The following is a 17638-nucleotide window of genomic DNA, read 5'->3' as shown; positions in this document are numbered from 1 at the left end:
CAGGAGGAGTTTACAATGCCATTAGTAATAGTTGGAATTGGAATCATTGCCTTATTAATACTAATAATGGGCTTAAAATTAAATACCTTTATTTCATTAATCATTGTATCATTTGGTGTTGCTTTAGCACTCGGAATGCCGCTGGATCAAATTGTAAAGACCATTGAAGCAGGATTAGGGGGAACGCTGGGTCACTTGGCACTCATCTTTGGACTTGGCGCCATGCTAGGCAAGCTGATCGCCGACTCTGGAGGTGCACAGCGAATAGCTATGACCCTTGTGAACAAATTCGGTGAAAAGAATATTCAATGGGCCGTAGTGGCAGCATCCTTTATTATTGGTGTAGCATTATTCTTTGAAGTAGGACTTGTATTATTAATTCCGATCGTATTTGCCATTTCAAGAGAATTGAAGATATCCATCTTGTATCTTGGGATTCCAATGACAGCAGCTCTATCTGTCACACACGGATTCCTGCCTCCTCACCCTGGGCCAACTGTCATTGCGGGTGAATTTGGCGCAAACATTGGTGAAGTGCTGCTTTATGGTTTTATCATCGCTCTTCCTACCGTTATTTTAGCTGGACCGGTATTTACAAAAATTGCAAAAAGGCTAGTGCCTGAATCATTTACAAAAAGCGGGAGTATCGCCTCTTTAGGTGAGCAGAAAACATTTAAGCTTGAAGACACTCCTGGTTTTGGAATCAGTGTATTTACGGCTTTACTTCCTGTTATTTTAATGTCGATCGCAACGATTATTACATTGCTTCAAAAAACATTGGGATTTGAAGATAATAGTATTCTAGCCGCAATCCGTTTTATTGGTGACGCCGGCACTTCGATGCTGATCTCCTTATTGGTTGCCATCTATACGATGGGACTGGCAAGGAAGATTCCAATTAAAAATGTGATGGAATCCTGTACAACAGCTATCACCCATATCGGGATGATGCTCTTGATTATTGGCGGAGGCGGTGCCTTCAAACAAGTATTAATCGATGGCGGTGTTGGTGACTATGTAGCAGAGCTATTCAAAGGAACGAACTTATCACCGATTTTGCTTGCATGGATTATCGCTGCCATCCTGCGGATTTCATTAGGGTCTGCCACAGTGGCTGCCTTAACAACAGCTGGTTTAGTCATTCCGATGCTGGGCCAATCGGATGTTAATCTTGCATTAGTGGTGCTTGCAACAGGTGCAGGGAGCTTAATTGCTTCACATGTTAACGATGCCGGCTTCTGGATGTTTAAAGAATACTTTGGATTAAGCATGAAGGAAACGTTTGCAACATGGACCTTGCTTGAAACCATTATATCTGTAGCTGGATTAGGATTTATTTTATTGCTAAGCTTATTTGTATAAACTATTTAAGGCAATGGAACCCTACTTCCTGGGAGGGTTCCATTGCCTATTAATCTGAAAAAGGGAGCAAGAAATATGTTAAATACAATTGGTGTTATTGGTTTAGGAGTAATGGGCAGCAATATCGCTTTGAACATGGCCAATAACGGAGAACAAGTGGCAGTATATAATTACACAAGGGACTTAACCGATAAACTTGTACAAAAACTGGATGGGCAAACTATTAACCCTTATTACGAAATTGGGGATTTTGTAAATTCCTTGGAAACACCAAGAAAAATCTTTTTAATGGTTACCGCAGGGAAAGCTATTGATTCTGTTATCTCCAGCTTGATCCCCTTCCTTGAAGAAGGTGATGTCATCATGGACGGCGGAAACTCCCATTATGAAGATACAGGAAGAAGATATGATGAACTGAAATCAAAAGGAATTGGTTATTTAGGAATTGGAATCTCAGGCGGTGAAGTCGGTGCCTTAACAGGACCTTCCATCATGCCTGGCGGAGACAAAGAGGTCTATGATAAAGCCGCTCCTATTCTTACAAAGATAGCTGCACAGGTTGACGGTATTCCTTGCTGTGTCTATATCGGACCAAAAGGGGCAGGCCATTTCGTTAAAATGGTACATAATGGAATTGAGTATGCGGATATGCAGCTGATTGCCGAAGCCTATACATTTTTAAGAGATAAATTAGGATTATCGGTTAAGGAAATAGCTGATATCTTTGAAGCTTGGAATCAAGGCGAGCTGAAGAGCTATTTAATCGAAATCACGGCAGATATTTTAAGGAAAAAGGATGAGCGTACAGGGCTGCCGCAAATCGATGTCATTCTGGATAAGGCAGGGCAAAAAGGAACCGGAAAATGGACCAGCCTGCAAGCCATCGATAATGGAATTCCAACCTCGATCATTACAGAATCCTTATTCGCCCGTTATATTTCTGCTTTAAAAGAAGAACGTGTGACAGCAGAAACACTCTTAACAGGTCCAGAGAAGAATCAGACAGCCCTCGAAAAAGAGGAGTGGATTGAATACATCCGACAAGCTTTATATATGGGAAAAGTATGCGCCTATGCGCAAGGATTTACCCAATATAAAATGTCATCCGAACTGTATGGCTGGAATCTGCCTCTGAAGGATATCGCCCTGATTTTCCGCGACGGCTGCATCATTCGTGCGGAATTCTTAAATGTCATAAGCGAGGCCTACCAAGAGCAGCCGAACCTGGCCAATTTGTTAGTCTCTCCTTACTTTGCAGAAAGAATCAGGGACTATCAAAACGGGCTGCGTAAAATTGTCTGCGAAGGCATTCAATCCGGCATCGCTTTACCATGCTTGAGCTCATCTCTTTCCTATTACGATAGCTATCGGACAGGAACATCCAATGCGAGCATGCTGCAGGCACAGCGTGATTACTTTGGTGCCCATACGTATGAACGGACTGATTTAGAAGGAACCTTCCACACAAATTGGAATGAATAAAGCGGCACCTTCGCTAAATCAATAGAGAAGAAAAAACGCTTGCCCCCGCCAGCTGCTGAGCATAGGGGGCAAGCGTGTTTAGTTTAGTCTCTTTCCAGCAGCGCAGCACCTGCGATGCCAGGATCTGTCATTTCATATGGATCGAGAATTAAATCCAGTTCTTCTTCTGTCAGCACATCATATTTCAGGCATAGTTCCCTGATTGGAGAGCCTGTTAAAATGGCTTCCCTCGCGATTCTTGATACGACTTCATAGCCGAGGTGAGGGTTTACCGCTGTGATGATGCCCACACTTTTCTCAACGTATTCCTTTAATCTCTCTTCATTGGCTTCGATTCCTTTTACACAATGCTCAGTAAACGTATTGAAAGCATTGTTCATTATGCTGATCGATTGCAGAAGGTTAAAGATCAGGACTGGCTCCATGACATTCAGTTCAAGCTGTCCTGCTTCTGAAGCAAGAGAGATCGTATGGTCGTTTCCGATGACCTGGAATGCCACCTGGTTAATCAGCTCCGGAAGAACAGGGTTTACTTTCCCCGGCATAATGGAAGAACCCGGCTGTCTTGCTGGAAGCGATATTTCCCCAAGGCCGGCTCTTGGGCCAGACGCCATTAGACGCAAGTCATTCGCGATTTTGGACATATTGATCATGCAGATTTTCAATGCTCCGGAAACTTCCGTGTAAGAATCCGTATTCTGCGTGGCATCTACAAGATGATCAGCCCCTGTAAATGGGAGGCCGCTGATGTCGGCAATGTGCTTCACTACCAAGTCAATGTATTTAGGGATGGCATTTAGTCCAGTTCCAACAGCCGTTGCACCCATGTTTAATTCATATAAGTGCTGTTTGGATTGCTTAATGCGCTTAATGTCACGCGCAATGACACGGCTGTAAGCTTCAAATTCCTGGCCAAGCCTGATTGGAACGGCATCCTGCAGATGAGTCCGCCCCATTTTAATTACATGGTTGAATTCCTTTGATTTTTCAAGGAAAACGGAATGCATCTGTTCCATTGTCAGGATTAATTGATCCAGCAGATTTAATACTGAGATATGCATCGCTGTCGGGAAGGCATCATTCGTCGATTGTGACATATTGACATGGGTATTTGGGCTGCAATGAGAATAATCTCCCTTTTCATATCCCATGATCTCAATCGCACGGTTCGCAAGGATTTCATTAATATTCATATTGATGGACGTCCCGGCACCGCCTTGGATCGGGTCAACAATGACCTGATCATGCCATAGTCCTTCAATCATTTCATCGGCTGCCTGTACGATCGGGTCTCCAATGCCTGAATAAAGGCGCTTAACCTCCATATTTGCTTTGGCCGCTGCCTTTTTCACTATTGCCATTGCCTTGATTAACTCCGGATGAATCCGGTAGCCAGTAATCGGAAAGTTCTCAACTGCACGAAGCGTTTGAACGCCATAATAGGCTCCAACCGGAACTTCCTTAGAACCTAGAAAGTCTTTTTCAATTCTGAAGCTGTTCTTTGCTGCTAGCATATACTTCTTCTCCTTTATATAAACCTTACAGATATATATAGGTTTTGTAATGACTTATCCTTCGTATACACTATAATCCGGAAAAGAGGAATAAGCAATGGTTATGGATGAGTAAAAAGGGGGCAGTTGACCACTTTCATTCAAAGCTGCCCTTGGTTAAGCACCTCCTTATTAAATTTAAAAAGGACAGAGCCGTTTAATTGCTGCTGTCCTTCTGAATGTATTGCTTTAAAGGTTTTGTAACTTCCTCAGCTTCTGATTCTTTATTTAGGAATTCCTTCCGATATTCACTCGGTGAGCAGTTCTTCAAGCTTCGAAACACTTTATAAAAATTGGAAGGGCTCTGAAACCCTACCTCATAGCAGATCTCCAGATTTGTCAGCGCAGTACTTTTAAGGAGATGAGCTGCTTTATCGATACGAATTTTTTCTAAATAAGTACGGGGAGTTTCAAAGGTTTCCTGTTTAAATAAGCGCTCCAGATAAAAGGGACTTAGGCCGACTTGATCAGCTATATCTTTTAATCCCAAATTCTGTTTATAATGATTGACCAGGAATGTAATGATATCTTTGACTAGGGCAATATGCGGGGATTGCTCCACTTCTGGCTGGCATCTTTTGCAGGGACGGTAACCCGCTTCTTCCGCTTCATATTTTTCTGTGTAAAATTCTACATTCATTTTTTTGGGTTTTCTTGATCTGCAGGAAGGGCGGCAGTATATTTTCGTTGTTTTGACAGCTGTAAAAAATAAGCCATCATATTTACGATCACAGGCGATGATTTTCTCCCACATCTCTTCAAATGACAGATTGATGTTTGCCTCCATTTAACTCCACTCCCTTCCTGCACTGCTGTTAATTATTATACAATATGGCAGTATCCATAGACTCTGCCAATTCACGCGCATACTTTTCTATATAAGCAATCACTTTATCAGACAAGGCATTTCCAAAGCTAAAACGCCTCACACCTAATTCTTTTAGCTTATTACAATTTGTCAGTCCCGGTAAAGATAAGACATTGAGCGGGGCACTGACATTCTTCGTGATGGCTTTTATTTCCTCTTCTTCTATTAAACCCGGTACAAAAACTCCGCTGGCTCCGCTCTCCACATATGCTTTTGCCCGTTCAATCGTTTCCTGCAGCGGATTTTGTTTCTGGAAATACGTATCGGTTCTGGCGTTAATATAAAAATCCTTATAGCCATTGTTTTCTAACGCTGCTCTTATATTTTCTAAAAGGCTGCAATGCCAGGAAATCTCTTTTAATCCTTTCTGCTTTTTGAAGGAATCCTCAATATTGATGCCGGCCACCCCTGCATCTGCTGTCAATAGGACATGCTCAACTATCGTTGGGATATCTTCCCCGTAGCCTGCTTCAATATCAGCAGAAACAGGAATTTTCACATTCTCTGCTATGGTTTTGATGATTGCTAAATGTCTTTTAAAATCAATCAATTCTCCGTCTGCATATCCCAGTGAATCAGCAATCCCCCAGCTGGTCGTGCCAATTGCTTTAAACCCTGCTCTTTCAAGTGTTAAGGCGGAAAGCAAATCCCAGGCGTTTCCCAGGAATAAAAGCTCATTTGAAGAATGCAGCTCATTAAATTTCTGTATTCTGTTCATTATTATCTCCTCCTAAAGTTGCTGGACTCATTTTAACAGGAGAACAACTTCCATTTCGTCCTGATTCTTGCTCTTATGGTCTGTCTTTAAGAGGACAAAAAAGTGGAGCTGAATGCTCCACTTTCGTTTTACCTTTTTAATTGGCGAACTAGAAGAATAATGACAATAAGAATGTCCAAACACTTACAAACACCAGCAATCCAAAGCTATATTTCAATGTCATTTTCGTCAAATCTGCTTCTTTTCCTGTCTCGCCAACCGCTGCTGTGGCAATGGCGATTGACTGAGGGGAGATCAGCTTTGCCATCACGCCTCCAGCCGTATTGGCAGAAAGCAATAAGGAGGAGTTGGTTCCGATCACATGACCAGCTGTCGCCTGGATAGGAGCAAATAGCGTGTTGTTGTTCACGACAGATCCTGTCATGAACACCCCAATCCAGCCTAAGAGCGGTGACAGCAGCGGAAATATTTTTCCGGTTGTCGCAACGGCTTCCCCTAGAGTGACGGTCATTCCACCGTAAGTCATGAGCTTTGAAATTCCGATAATGGCGCAAATCATGATAATCGGAATCCAGAACTCAGAAACAGTCTTTTTGAGGAGGCTGAAGCCTTTACCCATACTGATGCCTTTTGTCGTTGCTATTGTCGTTAGGCCGGCCAGTAAGATCGCTGTTCCTGTAGCACCGATTAAACTGATGCTGACACTAAGAGAAGATCCGGGTATACCGAAATTGATGACTGTGAATTCAAGCAAGCCCCCTTCAGCAAACAGCCCTTTAAATGCCGGGAAGCTCCATATTAAAATAAATAGGGTCAATAGATAAAAAGGTGACCATGCTTTAACTATTTCACCTAATGAATGCTGTTCAAATTGGCACTCTTTCCCATTGAGCAAAAAGATGTTCTTTGGTTTCCACTTTTTCAGGAATAAAGCTAATACACCCATCGCTAATAAGGAAGGAATAATATCAGCAAGTTCCGGGCCTATAAATATCGTAATGATTGCTTGTGTAACGGTATAAACCCCAGCAGTGATCAGGATAGCCGGGAATATTTCCTTAATTCCTTTAAACCCGTCAATGAGCCATATTAATAAAAAGGGAATGGTAAAGTTAATAATCGGCAGTGTCAGAGCTGTCATGATCGATACATCCATGGAAGTAACCCCTGGAATTCCAAACGTATCGACAATGCCGACCGGTATTCCGATCGCACCAAAGGCGCCTGAAGCACCGTTTGCGATGAGACAGAGCATGGCTGCCTGTAAGGGCTTGAAGCCCAGCGACACTAACAGTACGGCACAAATAGCAATCGGTACGCCAAACCCGGCTGCCCCTTCGAGAAAGGCATTAAAACAAAATCCGATCAGCAGAAATTGAATGCGCTGGTCCTGGGAAATCCCGGCGATGCTTCCGCGCAAAATATCAAACTTGCCTGATGCCACCGAAATTTTATATAGCCATACAGCCATGACAATGATCCACCCAATCGGCCAAATCCCTGCCGCAGCACCTTGAATAACACTTCCCGCAGCTTCTCCGAAGGGCAATTTAAAAATAATAAGTGCGATAAAAAAAGTGACAGCTAAGTTTACTAGCGCTGCATGAATGCCCTTCATTTTTAATACCGTCAGGCAAAGCAGAAATAAAAGGATCGGGATGGCTGCCACCAGGGATGAAACAGCAAGGTTATGAAAAGGATTGAACGTTTCCACTAACATATGATCTGCCCCTTTGGTTCTAAGATGTCAACTCGTTATAATAATGAATTTTGGATATCTTTTAAGGTTTGAACAGATTTGGCAAGCTTCCTTTTTTCATCTTCGGTCAGTGACAGCTCCACAATATTCTTCACACCGTTTCTGGTAATCACAGATGGAATCCCGACAAAGACATCACGATGGCCATATTCTCCTTCTAACAGTGCGCCAACCGGCAATACCACATTTTCATTTCGTAAAATAGCTTTTGTTATTCTGACCAGCCCCATCGCAATTCCATAGTAGGTTGCACCTTTTGCATTTATAATTTCATATGCAGCATCCCGGACGCGGACAGCGATTTCTTCTTTTCTTTCCTCTGTTAACCTCTCAGCTACAGGGGTTCCGGCAATATTAGCGAAGCTCCATACCGGGAATTGGGAGTCGCCATGTTCACCGATAATATACCCATGTACACTTACGGCTGCTGTATCAAATTCTTTCCCTAATAAATATCGGAATCTGGCAGAATCCAGGATGGTTCCAGACCCAATAACTCTTTCTTTAGGCAGGCCGGAGAATTTCCAGGTTGCATACGATAAAATATCGACTGGATTGGTTGCCACTAAGAAAATGCCATTAAATCCAGAGTCCATAATGCCCTCTACAATGGATTTGAAAATTTTAACGTTTTTATTCACGAGATCCAGGCGGGTTTCCCCAGGTTTTTGTGCTGCCCCTGCACAGATCACTACGAGAGCGGCATCCTTACAATCCTCATAAGAACCAAATCTAATCGTCATAGCTGATGGAGCATAGGCAATGCCGTGGTTTAAATCCATGACATCTCCTTTTGCTTTCTCTTCATTTAAATCGACAATGATTAACTCATCACATAAGCCCTGATTTAATAAGGCATAAGCATAACTTGATCCAACGGCTCCATTTCCTACTAGTACTATTTTGTTCCCTAATGTTAAATTCATTATGGTTTCCCCCAATATCTATTTGTGAAATCATTCACATGTTATTGTAAAAAAATTTGCATTCAATTTAATTCAGGTGATTGTTAATTATGTGATATTTTTCACATATAACTTTAAAAAAAATATTAATATAATTACTTGTGAAGTATTTCACAATAAAAATATATCAAGATTTTTGATTTTACGCAAGTTTTTTCTTAAACTTTTAATAATATAGAGAAGCGCCAGCCCCTGGTAAGCTGCCGTATAGCTGGGAGCTGGCACTGATCATTATTTCACTAATACTTTCTTACGGACTTCATCCTCAATTGGATTTGTACCATTCTCCACACCCAGCTCATTCAACCATTTGCGATAGGCGATGGTAAGAGCGTCTGACTTCAGGTGCAGCTCTGCCTGTAAGTCCAGTGGAAGAAGTTCCGGCTTTTGGCTCTGGACGATATCTAAGTCCTGATAAAAGATCGTATCCTGGAATTCAATAAAAGGCTCATCCGGCATGCCCAGATCATAGTTTCTGGTCAACAGCATAAATGCCTTGGCCTGCTCGTGATCCTCTTGATTGACAGCAAGCAGAATCGTCAGCTCATCATCTGATCCTTCCGTTGTTTTTGTAAAACGGGCGGTAGTTGGATTGAGGATTTCATATACATAGTTAGCATATCCGCCTTTGGAGCGCCCGTCAGGGTTCGGCTGAAAGACCGGGATTTTACTGGTAATTAAGCGATTATCAACAAATTCAACTTTATAGTCGACAACCTCCGCATGATCCTCATCTCCAAGCAGGCCTTCATGCACAAACATAAGGTGCGAAACATCCAGGAAATTTTCAATAATTCTTGGGGCATTTGCTTTTACCTCATACGGGCCGCAAATCGCAGTCCGGTACCCCTCCATGCTATATTCAGGAAATGAAACAAGCGGAGCAGGATCTTCCCCTAAGTTAACCCAGATCAGCCCCAAATACTCCTCACAATGGTAAACGGTTGCCCTTGCTTTACTTGGGATGGCTCTGCCGCTCGGCAGGGCAGGAATCTTCTCACAGGCACCTGTACAATCGTATTCCCAGGCATGATAAGCGCAGACCAGATTTCCGTTCTTCACCTTTCCAAGGGAAAGGGCGGCCCCGCGGTGGATACAAAGATCCTTAAATGCGTGAACCCCTTTCTCATTGCGGAAAATGACGACACGCTCCCCAAGGACAAATACCTGTTTGGGATCCTCCAATAATTCCTCTGCTTTGCATACTGGATGCCATTCATTCCATAATCGATCTTGCTGCATAGTAGACACTCACCTTCGCGATTTTAATTGGCATGTACTGTTACTTCATTTGTTTTTACACTATCTTCAAGCTTTTGCGGCAGAACCAGATTTAGAACCAGGGCTGTAATCGCTCCAATTGCTGTACCTGATGAGACAAAATAGGTCGCAATATCCGGCAGTCCTTTTAACACATCAGCAGGCATTAGCACGGCAAACAGGGCAAGCATAATCGGCACACCGATCACAAGCATATTCCGTTCTGTAAAAGCCACTTCCTTAATCACTTTGAATCCATTCATCATGATGACTACGCATAAAATGGCAAACACACTGTTAATGACAACCCCAGGAATGCATGCAATCAAGTTCATCAGCTTCGGCATCATGCCCAGGATTATCATGATCACACCGCCTGCGATAATCGGCCTGCGGCTTTTCACTCCTGTGATGGCAATAATGCCAGCATTGGAAGAGTATCCTGTTACCGGGGTTCCCCCAAAGAAGGAACCGATGAAACAGCCCAATCCTTCTCCAAATGCCCCTCCATTTAAGCGTTTATCATCCAGATTTTCGCCTGTCACCTTACCAACCGTAAACCACGTGCCAGTTGTTTCAATTGTGACAATAAAATAGATGGCTGCCATAATCAGAATCGCATGCAGATCAAATTCAGGAGCTCCAAAGGCAAACAGGCTTGGCATCTCGAACCACGCCGACTGCCCCAGCGATGAGAAGTCAACTAAGCCAAAGAATGAAGCAACAATTGATCCAATACCCAGTGATAAAATAACCGATACGATTTTAATGTATTTCAATTTTGATTGGGATTTCTCGCCAATATACATGCAGAAAATCAGCACAGCCGCTGTCACAGCCGCAACGAATATATTTTCTCCAAAGTTCCCTGGTGCCGAGTAGATGGAATTGATCGCACTCGGCATTAATGAAAGCCCAACAACGACAATGACCGTCCCCGCTACAATCGGAGGGATGAATTTTCTGACGACTTTGCTGAAGACTTTCATCGGGTAGCCCAATAAGGCAACAAGCAAAGCTCCGGGGATCAAACTGCCAATCATCGCACCGATGCCAGATGTTGTTCCGATGGCTGCCAGTGCACTAAGCGGCACAAAGGATGGCCCCTGCATGACTGGAAGCTTCATGGCAAATCCAGCTTGAATGATTGTGGCAATTCCGCAGGCAATAAAAGTCATTTGTATTAACAGGGCACTATCCGGAACAGAAAAAGACAGTAATCCTGCTAAAATCATCGGCGGAATAAACAAATCCATCGCCAATACTTGCTGCAATCCCAGAAAAATGGATTGTCCAACTGAAACCTCTTTTCCCGCTTTACTGCTGTTTGTTTCTCGTTTTTCAGCCCTTGCATCCATCATAAGAACCCCCTGTTGGTGTTATGATATCCATATAATTTCTGTTTCTATTAAACAGACCAATAGAAAAAAGCCCAAAGTATATGCTCTACCCCAAACGTAAAAAAGCATATACTTCGAGCTTAAAAAATCGAAGTACGAAAAGAACAGACGAATCCCAAGTGAGTCTGCGTCAAATCCTGTTCCTGCTTTTCATAGTCGGTTTATTTACGGTAAACGGGTAGAAACTTGTAGGCCATATCCCTACGATTATATGAAAAACACTATTAAATTTTTTAATTGAAATTATCTTACAATAATTTTTCTATAAATGACAACAAGATTTTTTACAATACTTTTCTGCTAGACTGAGTTTACTCTTTCCATTACAATGACTATAGTAGCACAAAACACGAACGTTAGGAAGGTGTTTATGAGTAAATATACGTATATTTTTTATGGGACCGCTTTTTCCAGTCATTCTCCTAAGAAAATAAATATTTTAAAAGATTACTTATTTTTCGTGAATATAAATGGGATGATTGAAAAAATGGCGGGTCCTGAGCATGAGGACTACCAATCCCTGCTGGCTGCCTATGAGGGACAGGAGAACTTTCACCGCTTAGCAGACGGGCAATATTTCCTGCCTGGTTTTGTGGACTTGCATGTCCATGCTCCGCAATGGGCCCAATCAGGGACAGCTTTGGATATTCCCCTCTATGACTGGCTCCACACATACACATTTCCATTAGAGGCCAAATATGCAGATTTGGCTTTTGCCAAGAAGGTTTATGAAGATCTCGTGAATACACTGCTCGCAAATGGAACCACGACGGTCCTCTACTTTGCAACCGTCCATAAAGAGGCCAGTTTATTATTAGCGGAAATATGTGCGGAAAAAGGGCAGAGGGGCTTAGTGGGTAAAGTCGTCATGGATGATCCTGAACAAAATCCAGACTACTATCGGGATGCAGATGTGAAAACAGCATTAGCCGATACGGAGGAGTTCATTTTAGCCGTGAAGGAGCTGGCCAAAACGGTTAAACAAGGCGTGTATCCTGTTGTTACACCGCGCTTCATACCAAGCTGTTCCGATGAAGCATTAAAAGGCCTGGGCGAACTGGCTGCCAAGTATGATACACATATACAATCCCACTGCAGCGAAAGTGACTGGGCCCACAGCTATGTACAGGAACGTTTCAGCAAGCATGATGCGGCTGCCCTGCATGATTTTGGATTATTAGGGGATAAATCGGTGATGGCTCATTGCAATTTCCTGGATGACCATGATGCAGAGCTGTTTGCCAGTACAGGTACAGCAATCAGCCATTGTCCATTATCCAATGCCTACTTCGCCAATAGCGTGATTCCAATCAAGCGCTTTATGGCTAAGGGAATTGATATTGGATTAGGGACGGATATTTCAGCTGGCGCGACTCCAAGTCTTTATGATAATGCCAAACAGGCTGTTGTCTCCTCCAGAATGCTCGAGGACGGAGTAAATCCTGCTCTTTCTGCAGAGGAACGGGGTGTGCCGGACTCCCGGATTTCCATCCATGAAGCCTTTTATCTGGCTACAGCCGGCGGCGGAGAAAGCTTGAGTCTGCCTATTGGGCGAATTCAGGAGAACTATGCATGGGACGTTCAAATCGTCGATACAAAAGTACCGGGAACAAGCCTGCCCATCTTTGCCGAAAATGAATCGTTAGATGATATTTTTCAGAAAATCATGTATCTTGTCCGTCCGGAGCATATTCGGGAAGTCTGGGTTCAAGGGGAAAAGGTTCACTCGCGTTCTTAACTGCATGCGTAAATGCCACATGGCTTCTCCATGTGGCATTGATTTATATGTCTGCCAATCTTTTTCGGACACTTACTCATTCTTCAGCACATCAGCAAGCCTGTGCAGTTCATCCGTCTGCCTAATACGGTATTGGCGTCCTTCCTTCTGCAGGTATCCTTTATCACAAAACTGTACAAAAACATGCAATAAGTGGCGATAAGATACCCCTAAAAAATCACAGACGGCCACATGTTTTTCCTTATAGACCTCCCCATCAGCGGTTTGCAGGATAAAGTCCGCCAGCCGGTTTTCAAGCGGAAAGGAAAGGCTCTGTGAATACTTTTCAGCCATTTTCGTTGCTTTCACACTTAAAAACTTGGTGAGCTCACGTAGAAAGGTCGTATCTTCAAGGAGCCTTGTGCGATAGTGATGCAAAGGAATCGCAAAACAAATCGTCTTAGTGGAGGCTTGAATACCCTTTGTATAGTACACTTCATGTAATAGCTCCATTTCCCCGATATAATCATGGGCATTGATGAAATTGATCAAGGAAACCTTCCCATTTTGATATGTAACGTAAATTTTGGCTTTTCCCTCAATGACATAATACAAATAATCCGGCCTCATACCTTCGCGGATAATCCATTCATCCCGCTTATATTCGCGTACTTCCATAAACTCCTCAACCGGAAAAGAAAATAAATGCGAAATAGAGTGCTGCTCCAGGTAATGCTGCCTTTTTTCCTGTTTATAAATTTCCATTCTCCACCCCAAAATATGAGATATCTCATATTATTGTACGAATCTTCCTGATATCATGCAAATATCGGAGGGATACTTAATGAATACACAGAGCTGGATGGGCAGACAGTTTTTCAGTTTCTTTATGACATGGGGCGTTTTTCTGCCCTATTGGACAGGGTGGCTGATCCATATAAAAGGAATGACCGTTTCTCAGGCGAGTTTGATCATGAGTCTAGGTTTGGCTATACGGGGGCTTTCTACACTCTTTGCCTTTCCCAATTTATCAGGAAAATTCAGCAGTAAAACCCTGCTTAACGGGATGGGAATCGGCACACTGATCGCCATTCTCTGCTATATCCCGGCCAATTCTTTTACAAGCCTGCTGGTGGTAACGCTGTTTTTACATTTCTTTTACCCTGCTTTGATGCCTGCATTGGATAGTGCTGCGGGCATTCTCGTACAGAGTAAGCAATTAAGAGATTACGGAAAGAGCCGTTCCTGGGGGTCGATCGGATTCGTGGTATCCGGCATGATTCTGACCTTCTTCACAGGGGCACTTGGGGACGAAGCCATATTCTGGGCACTGCTGCTCGGCGTTCTGGCATTTTTGAGTCTCGGTTTCATGAATACGCCTGCAGTTTTATCTGAAAAGCCAAAAGCCGGCCAGACAAAAGGGGCTATAATGAAATTATTCAGCATCAAGCACTTCGGCCTGGTGCTCGTCATAGTCATTTTACTGCAGGCAGCACATGCTTCTTATTACAGCTATGGCTATATTTATTTGCAGGAAATTCAGGCTCCCAAATATTTAATCGGCCTGATCATTAACATTGCCGTGATTGCAGAAATTCTATTCTTCTTCATTGCCGACCGGACTTTCCGCAAATTTTCAATCGGCTCATTACTGGCATTGGCAGCACTGGGCTCAACCGTACGCTGGATACTCGTATTTGCCTTTCCGCATGTGATTATGTTTACGGCTGCCCAAACATTGCATGCCTTTTCATTTGCGATGGCACACTACGCCTTTATGAAATACTTAATCAAATATGTTCCGCATGAACAGGTGCCGATCACACAAGGGGTATACTCAGCACTCGCCCTTAGCTGGAGCACAGCCCTCTTCACCATTTTTGGCGGGTATTTATATGAAATGGAACCAAGATACGCGTTTATCGGGATGGTGGTTTGCACGATACCAGCGGCGCTGCTTGCGTTTGTTTACCGGAGATTGGAAGGGAAGAATAAAGGGGCGGAAACCAGACAGCTTGTGATCTAACTTTACAAGAAGGCTTAAAAAGGTGATACATGTGTAGCACCTTTTTTATGCTGGCATTAAGGAGGTTTTAAATTGAAAATAAATAAAGGGGTTTTATATATACTTTTAGGTGCATCATTTTTCGGATTTACACCGATTTTTGCTAAGTTGGGGTTTAGCTACGGCTACTCTCTGGGACAAATTAATATCGTCCAGATGGTTATATCCTTCATTTTGCTATGGTCTTTTACGTTTATTAAAAGGTCCAGTTTCAAAGGGCTTAATTCGAAAAATGTGCTGCAAATCATGATGACCGGCTGTTTTGTCGGTTTAACCAGTATTTTTTATTATGGTTCAATGCAGTATCTTCCTGCATCCCTGGCCATCATTTTAATGTTCCAGTTCGTGTGGATCGGGATTATTTTAGAATGGATTTCCAGCAAAATAAAACCCTCGCCTGTTACTGTACTATCCATCATTTTAATACTAATCGGGGTCTTTTTTGCTTCGAATATCATAAATGGCGACATTCAGGGCTTTCCATTGAAAGGTTTCATATTTGGGATTCTCTCCGCGTTCACTTATGCAGGATTTATCTTCTTCAGCGGAAAGGTCGCTGTTCATGTGGATCCCTGGACACGGAGTTCTTTAATGGTAACCGGATCAACCATCCTGGTGCTTATCCTATTTATGGGTGATATCCCGTCTGTGCTGCCTTTGGAGGAAAATCTGCTGACAATTACAGTCGGTGTTTCATTATTTGGGGCAGTCCTTCCTCCGCTGTTTTTCGCAGCTGGCGCGCCTTTAGTTTCAGGAGGAATCGCCAATATCTTAACCTCCATTGAATTGCCGATCGCCATTTTATCAGCCAGCATTATTTTGTCAGAAACCGTAACACCGCTTCAGTGGGCAGGGACAGCGATTATTCTGGCTGCTATTGCTTTTAATGAATTGGGGACAGGCTTTTTCCGAAGCAGAAAGGAAAGTGCCTGACCCGGCACATTTAAAGGATCAGGCACCTGTAATTTTTGACTGAACGGATTCCGGCAGCAGCTGAAAGAACAGCCCTTGATACTTGAGGTCAAGCACTCCTGCAATCAAGAGAATAATGATTATGAAAAGTACAAGCCATGTTCTATTCTTTTTAAGCAATTGGTCCACCTCCATGAATAAGAGCTCCCACAGCAGGAGCTCTTTTGATTAATACGCTAGTTTATAGACGATTTCCCCATCAATTACCCGGCCATCTGCTTCAAAGCCCAGTTTTTCATACAACCCCTTCGCCAGATTGTTTTCAGGCTCAAAGCTTAAATATATCACCTTATGCTCCTGATCCTGCTTAATCCGCTCAATCAGCTTCTCCATAGCCGCTTTCCCGTAGCCTTTTGACTGATGCTTTGCATCAATCATCAGACGGTAAATCCAATATTCCTTATCGTCGAAGTCCATGCAGTACATCGTAAAGCCCTGCTAACATTGGGGTCAGTTCTGTTATCTCCGATAAGGAAGAGCCTCGTCAGTTTTGAAATTGATTCAATACAGCAAAGAAATCGCGAATGAAGTGGTAAAAAAGTTTCTCTGTCGGCAGCAGCTGGCGTTCGCTGGGAATAATGATGCCTACTGTACGGGTGACCTGGGGATTAATAACAGGCAGCATTGCTGTTGAACGCGGCAGGCTGTCAGCCAATGTAGATTCTGGAATAAGCGTCAAACCCAAGCCTGCTGAGACTAATCCTTTAATCGTATCAATATCATCGCCTTCAAATGACACTTTAGTGTGAAAGCCAAGCTGACTGCAGGCAATATCGAATATTTCCCGCAAAACATATCCCTTAGGGAACAAGATAAATGATTCATCTTTTAAGTGGTCCAGCTTCAGTAAAGGTTTATCTGCAAGAGGATGGGCAGATGGAAGCAAGGCAACCATATTCTCTGTAAATAATATATCACCCTTAACCTTTCTTTCCTGCTTTGGCAACGGACCAATCAAAGCCATATCGATTTCCCCTTCCGCCACTCCGCTAATCAAATCACGATAGGAGCTCTGTTTCAGTTCAAATTTCACATGAGGATAGCGCTCACGGAAGGAAGAAATGATGGAAGGCAGCGTGTAAAGTGCCAGACTGCTTGGAAAACCAAAACGTATTCTGCCTTGCTCCGGATCCAGATACTCTCTGACCTGGCGCTTCGCATTATCGATTACTTTTATGGCTTCTTCCATCTGTTCTAAAAATATCTTGCCGATTGGCGTTAATTTTACATTTCTCCCTTCCCGAATAAACAGATTCACACCCAGCTCAGACTCCAAATTAAAAATCTGCCTGCTCACAGCGGATTGGGCAACATGTAAAGCCATCGCCGCATCAGTTACATGCTCTCTTTTCGCAACTTCAATAAAATATTTTATTTGCCTTAACTCCAAATGAGCTCTTCCTTTCAGTAATCATCTATTTTCGGCATCATTCTTATCTAATTTTCATATTGTTTAGATTGATTTTCAACTATAAAATGAGAGAATCATACAATTTTTCAAATCATTCTGATCCAGA

General features: G+C 43.0%; 16 protein-coding genes and 1 riboswitch. Of the genes, 5 read left to right on the top strand and 11 right to left on the bottom strand.

Going from position 1 to position 17638, the window contains the following annotated elements; genetic code table 11:
• Window positions 1-15: 15 nt before the first annotated feature.
• Window positions 16-1362 carry a GntP family permease gene (locus QUF73_18115; GenBank protein MDM5228039.1) on the top strand — a complete coding sequence of 449 codons (1347 nt, stop codon included), beginning with the start codon at window positions 16-18 and terminating at the stop codon, window positions 1360-1362.
• A gap of 75 nt (window positions 1363-1437) precedes the next feature.
• On the top strand, window positions 1438-2844 hold the full coding sequence (gene gnd / locus QUF73_18110) for a decarboxylating NADP(+)-dependent phosphogluconate dehydrogenase (protein MDM5228038.1): 1407 nt from the start codon (window positions 1438-1440) through the stop codon (window positions 2842-2844).
• An 83-nt stretch (window positions 2845-2927) separates the two neighbouring features.
• Here gnd and aspA read toward each other — a convergent pair whose 3' ends face one another.
• The 7 genes from aspA to QUF73_18075 form a co-directional block, all read right to left on the bottom strand.
• Window positions 2928-4358 (bottom strand): aspartate ammonia-lyase, encoded by a 1431-nt coding sequence (gene aspA / locus QUF73_18105; GenBank protein MDM5228037.1) that lies wholly within the window; start codon window positions 4356-4358, stop codon window positions 2928-2930.
• 196 nt (window positions 4359-4554) lie between these two features.
• The gene (locus QUF73_18100; protein ID MDM5228036.1) at window positions 4555-5184 is read right to left on the bottom strand and encodes an Ada metal-binding domain-containing protein; all 630 of its coding nucleotides are present in this window, start codon (window positions 5182-5184) and stop codon (window positions 4555-4557) included.
• A gap of 28 nt (window positions 5185-5212) precedes the next feature.
• Window positions 5213-5983: an isocitrate lyase/phosphoenolpyruvate mutase family protein gene (locus QUF73_18095; GenBank protein ID MDM5228035.1), complete on the bottom strand. Its 771-nt coding sequence runs from the start codon at window positions 5981-5983 to the stop codon at window positions 5213-5215.
• 148 nt (window positions 5984-6131) lie between these two features.
• Window positions 6132-7703 (bottom strand): L-lactate permease, encoded by a 1572-nt coding sequence (locus tag QUF73_18090; protein MDM5228034.1) that lies wholly within the window; start codon window positions 7701-7703, stop codon window positions 6132-6134.
• Between the two features lie 35 nt (window positions 7704-7738).
• Window positions 7739-8668 (bottom strand): L-lactate dehydrogenase, encoded by a 930-nt coding sequence (locus QUF73_18085; GenBank protein ID MDM5228033.1) that lies wholly within the window; start codon window positions 8666-8668, stop codon window positions 7739-7741.
• Between the two features lie 270 nt (window positions 8669-8938).
• The gene (locus QUF73_18080) at window positions 8939-9949 is read right to left on the bottom strand and encodes an aromatic ring-hydroxylating dioxygenase subunit alpha (protein ID MDM5228032.1); all 1011 of its coding nucleotides are present in this window, start codon (window positions 9947-9949) and stop codon (window positions 8939-8941) included.
• Window positions 9950-9972: 23 nt separating this feature from the next.
• Window positions 9973-11328 (bottom strand): nucleobase:cation symporter-2 family protein, encoded by a 1356-nt coding sequence (locus QUF73_18075; GenBank protein MDM5228031.1) that lies wholly within the window; start codon window positions 11326-11328, stop codon window positions 9973-9975.
• A 172-nt stretch (window positions 11329-11500) separates the two neighbouring features.
• A riboswitch (purine riboswitch) is annotated at window positions 11501-11602 on the bottom strand.
• 135 nt (window positions 11603-11737) lie between these two features.
• On the opposite strand from QUF73_18075, the gene guaD reads away from it, so the two are divergent.
• On the top strand, window positions 11738-13105 hold the full coding sequence (gene guaD / locus QUF73_18070) for a guanine deaminase (GenBank protein ID MDM5228030.1): 1368 nt from the start codon (window positions 11738-11740) through the stop codon (window positions 13103-13105).
• Between the two features lie 72 nt (window positions 13106-13177).
• Here the strand turns inward: guaD and yeiL are convergent, their stop codons facing one another.
• On the bottom strand, window positions 13178-13849 hold the full coding sequence (yeiL, locus tag QUF73_18065) for a transcriptional regulator YeiL (protein MDM5228029.1): 672 nt from the start codon (window positions 13847-13849) through the stop codon (window positions 13178-13180).
• A 79-nt stretch (window positions 13850-13928) separates the two neighbouring features.
• Here yeiL and QUF73_18060 point away from each other — a divergent pair, with 79 nt between their 5' ends.
• Both QUF73_18060 and QUF73_18055 read left to right on the top strand, forming a co-directional pair.
• On the top strand, window positions 13929-15110 hold the full coding sequence (locus QUF73_18060) for an MFS transporter (protein MDM5228028.1): 1182 nt from the start codon (window positions 13929-13931) through the stop codon (window positions 15108-15110).
• A 72-nt stretch (window positions 15111-15182) separates the two neighbouring features.
• A complete protein-coding gene (locus QUF73_18055; protein ID MDM5228027.1) occupies window positions 15183-16082 on the top strand; it encodes a DMT family transporter in 900 nt (299 codons plus the stop codon).
• Window positions 16083-16100: 18 nt separating this feature from the next.
• Here QUF73_18055 and QUF73_18050 read toward each other — a convergent pair whose 3' ends face one another.
• Genes QUF73_18050 through QUF73_18040 form a run of 3 tightly spaced genes read right to left on the bottom strand, consistent with a single transcriptional unit; the run spans window position 16101 to window position 17511 of the window.
• Window positions 16101-16241 carry a hypothetical protein gene (locus QUF73_18050; protein MDM5228026.1) on the bottom strand — a complete coding sequence of 47 codons (141 nt, stop codon included), beginning with the start codon at window positions 16239-16241 and terminating at the stop codon, window positions 16101-16103.
• Window positions 16242-16289: 48 nt separating this feature from the next.
• The gene (locus QUF73_18045; protein ID MDM5228025.1) at window positions 16290-16547 is read right to left on the bottom strand and encodes a GNAT family N-acetyltransferase; all 258 of its coding nucleotides are present in this window, start codon (window positions 16545-16547) and stop codon (window positions 16290-16292) included.
• A gap of 58 nt (window positions 16548-16605) precedes the next feature.
• The gene (locus QUF73_18040) at window positions 16606-17511 is read right to left on the bottom strand and encodes a LysR family transcriptional regulator (protein ID MDM5228024.1); all 906 of its coding nucleotides are present in this window, start codon (window positions 17509-17511) and stop codon (window positions 16606-16608) included.
• Between the last annotated feature and the right edge of the window lie 127 nt (window positions 17512-17638).

The organism is Cytobacillus sp. NJ13 (assembly GCA_030348385.1).
Taxonomy (GTDB): Bacteria; Bacillota; Bacilli; order Bacillales; family Cytobacillaceae; genus Cytobacillus.
Note: the sequence above shows the minus strand (reverse complement) of the source record. Positions and strands in the feature narration are given on the sequence as shown.

Bases quoted from the DNA above. Each gene is read 5' to 3' on its own strand.
- QUF73_18115 (MDM5228039.1), top strand. From the start codon at position 16: ATGCCATTAGTAATAGTTGGAATTGGAATCATTGCCTTATTAATACTA.
- gnd (MDM5228038.1), top strand. From the start codon at position 1,438: ATGTTAAATACAATTGGTGTTATTGGTTTAGGAGTAATGGGCAGCAAT.
- aspA (MDM5228037.1), bottom strand. From the start codon at position 4,358: ATGCTAGCAGCAAAGAACAGCTTCAGAATTGAAAAAGACTTTCTAGGT.
- QUF73_18100 (MDM5228036.1), bottom strand. From the start codon at position 5,184: ATGGAGGCAAACATCAATCTGTCATTTGAAGAGATGTGGGAGAAAATC.
- QUF73_18095 (MDM5228035.1), bottom strand. From the start codon at position 5,983: ATGAACAGAATACAGAAATTTAATGAGCTGCATTCTTCAAATGAGCTT.
- QUF73_18090 (MDM5228034.1), bottom strand. From the start codon at position 7,703: ATGTTAGTGGAAACGTTCAATCCTTTTCATAACCTTGCTGTTTCATCC.
- QUF73_18085 (MDM5228033.1), bottom strand. From the start codon at position 8,668: ATGAATTTAACATTAGGGAACAAAATAGTACTAGTAGGAAATGGAGCC.
- QUF73_18080 (MDM5228032.1), bottom strand. From the start codon at position 9,949: ATGCAGCAAGATCGATTATGGAATGAATGGCATCCAGTATGCAAAGCA.
- QUF73_18075 (MDM5228031.1), bottom strand. From the start codon at position 11,328: ATGATGGATGCAAGGGCTGAAAAACGAGAAACAAACAGCAGTAAAGCG.
- guaD (MDM5228030.1), top strand. From the start codon at position 11,738: ATGAGTAAATATACGTATATTTTTTATGGGACCGCTTTTTCCAGTCAT.
- yeiL (MDM5228029.1), bottom strand. From the start codon at position 13,849: ATGGAAATTTATAAACAGGAAAAAAGGCAGCATTACCTGGAGCAGCAC.
- QUF73_18060 (MDM5228028.1), top strand. From the start codon at position 13,929: ATGAATACACAGAGCTGGATGGGCAGACAGTTTTTCAGTTTCTTTATG.
- QUF73_18045 (MDM5228025.1), bottom strand. From the start codon at position 16,547: ATGTACTGCATGGACTTCGACGATAAGGAATATTGGATTTACCGTCTG.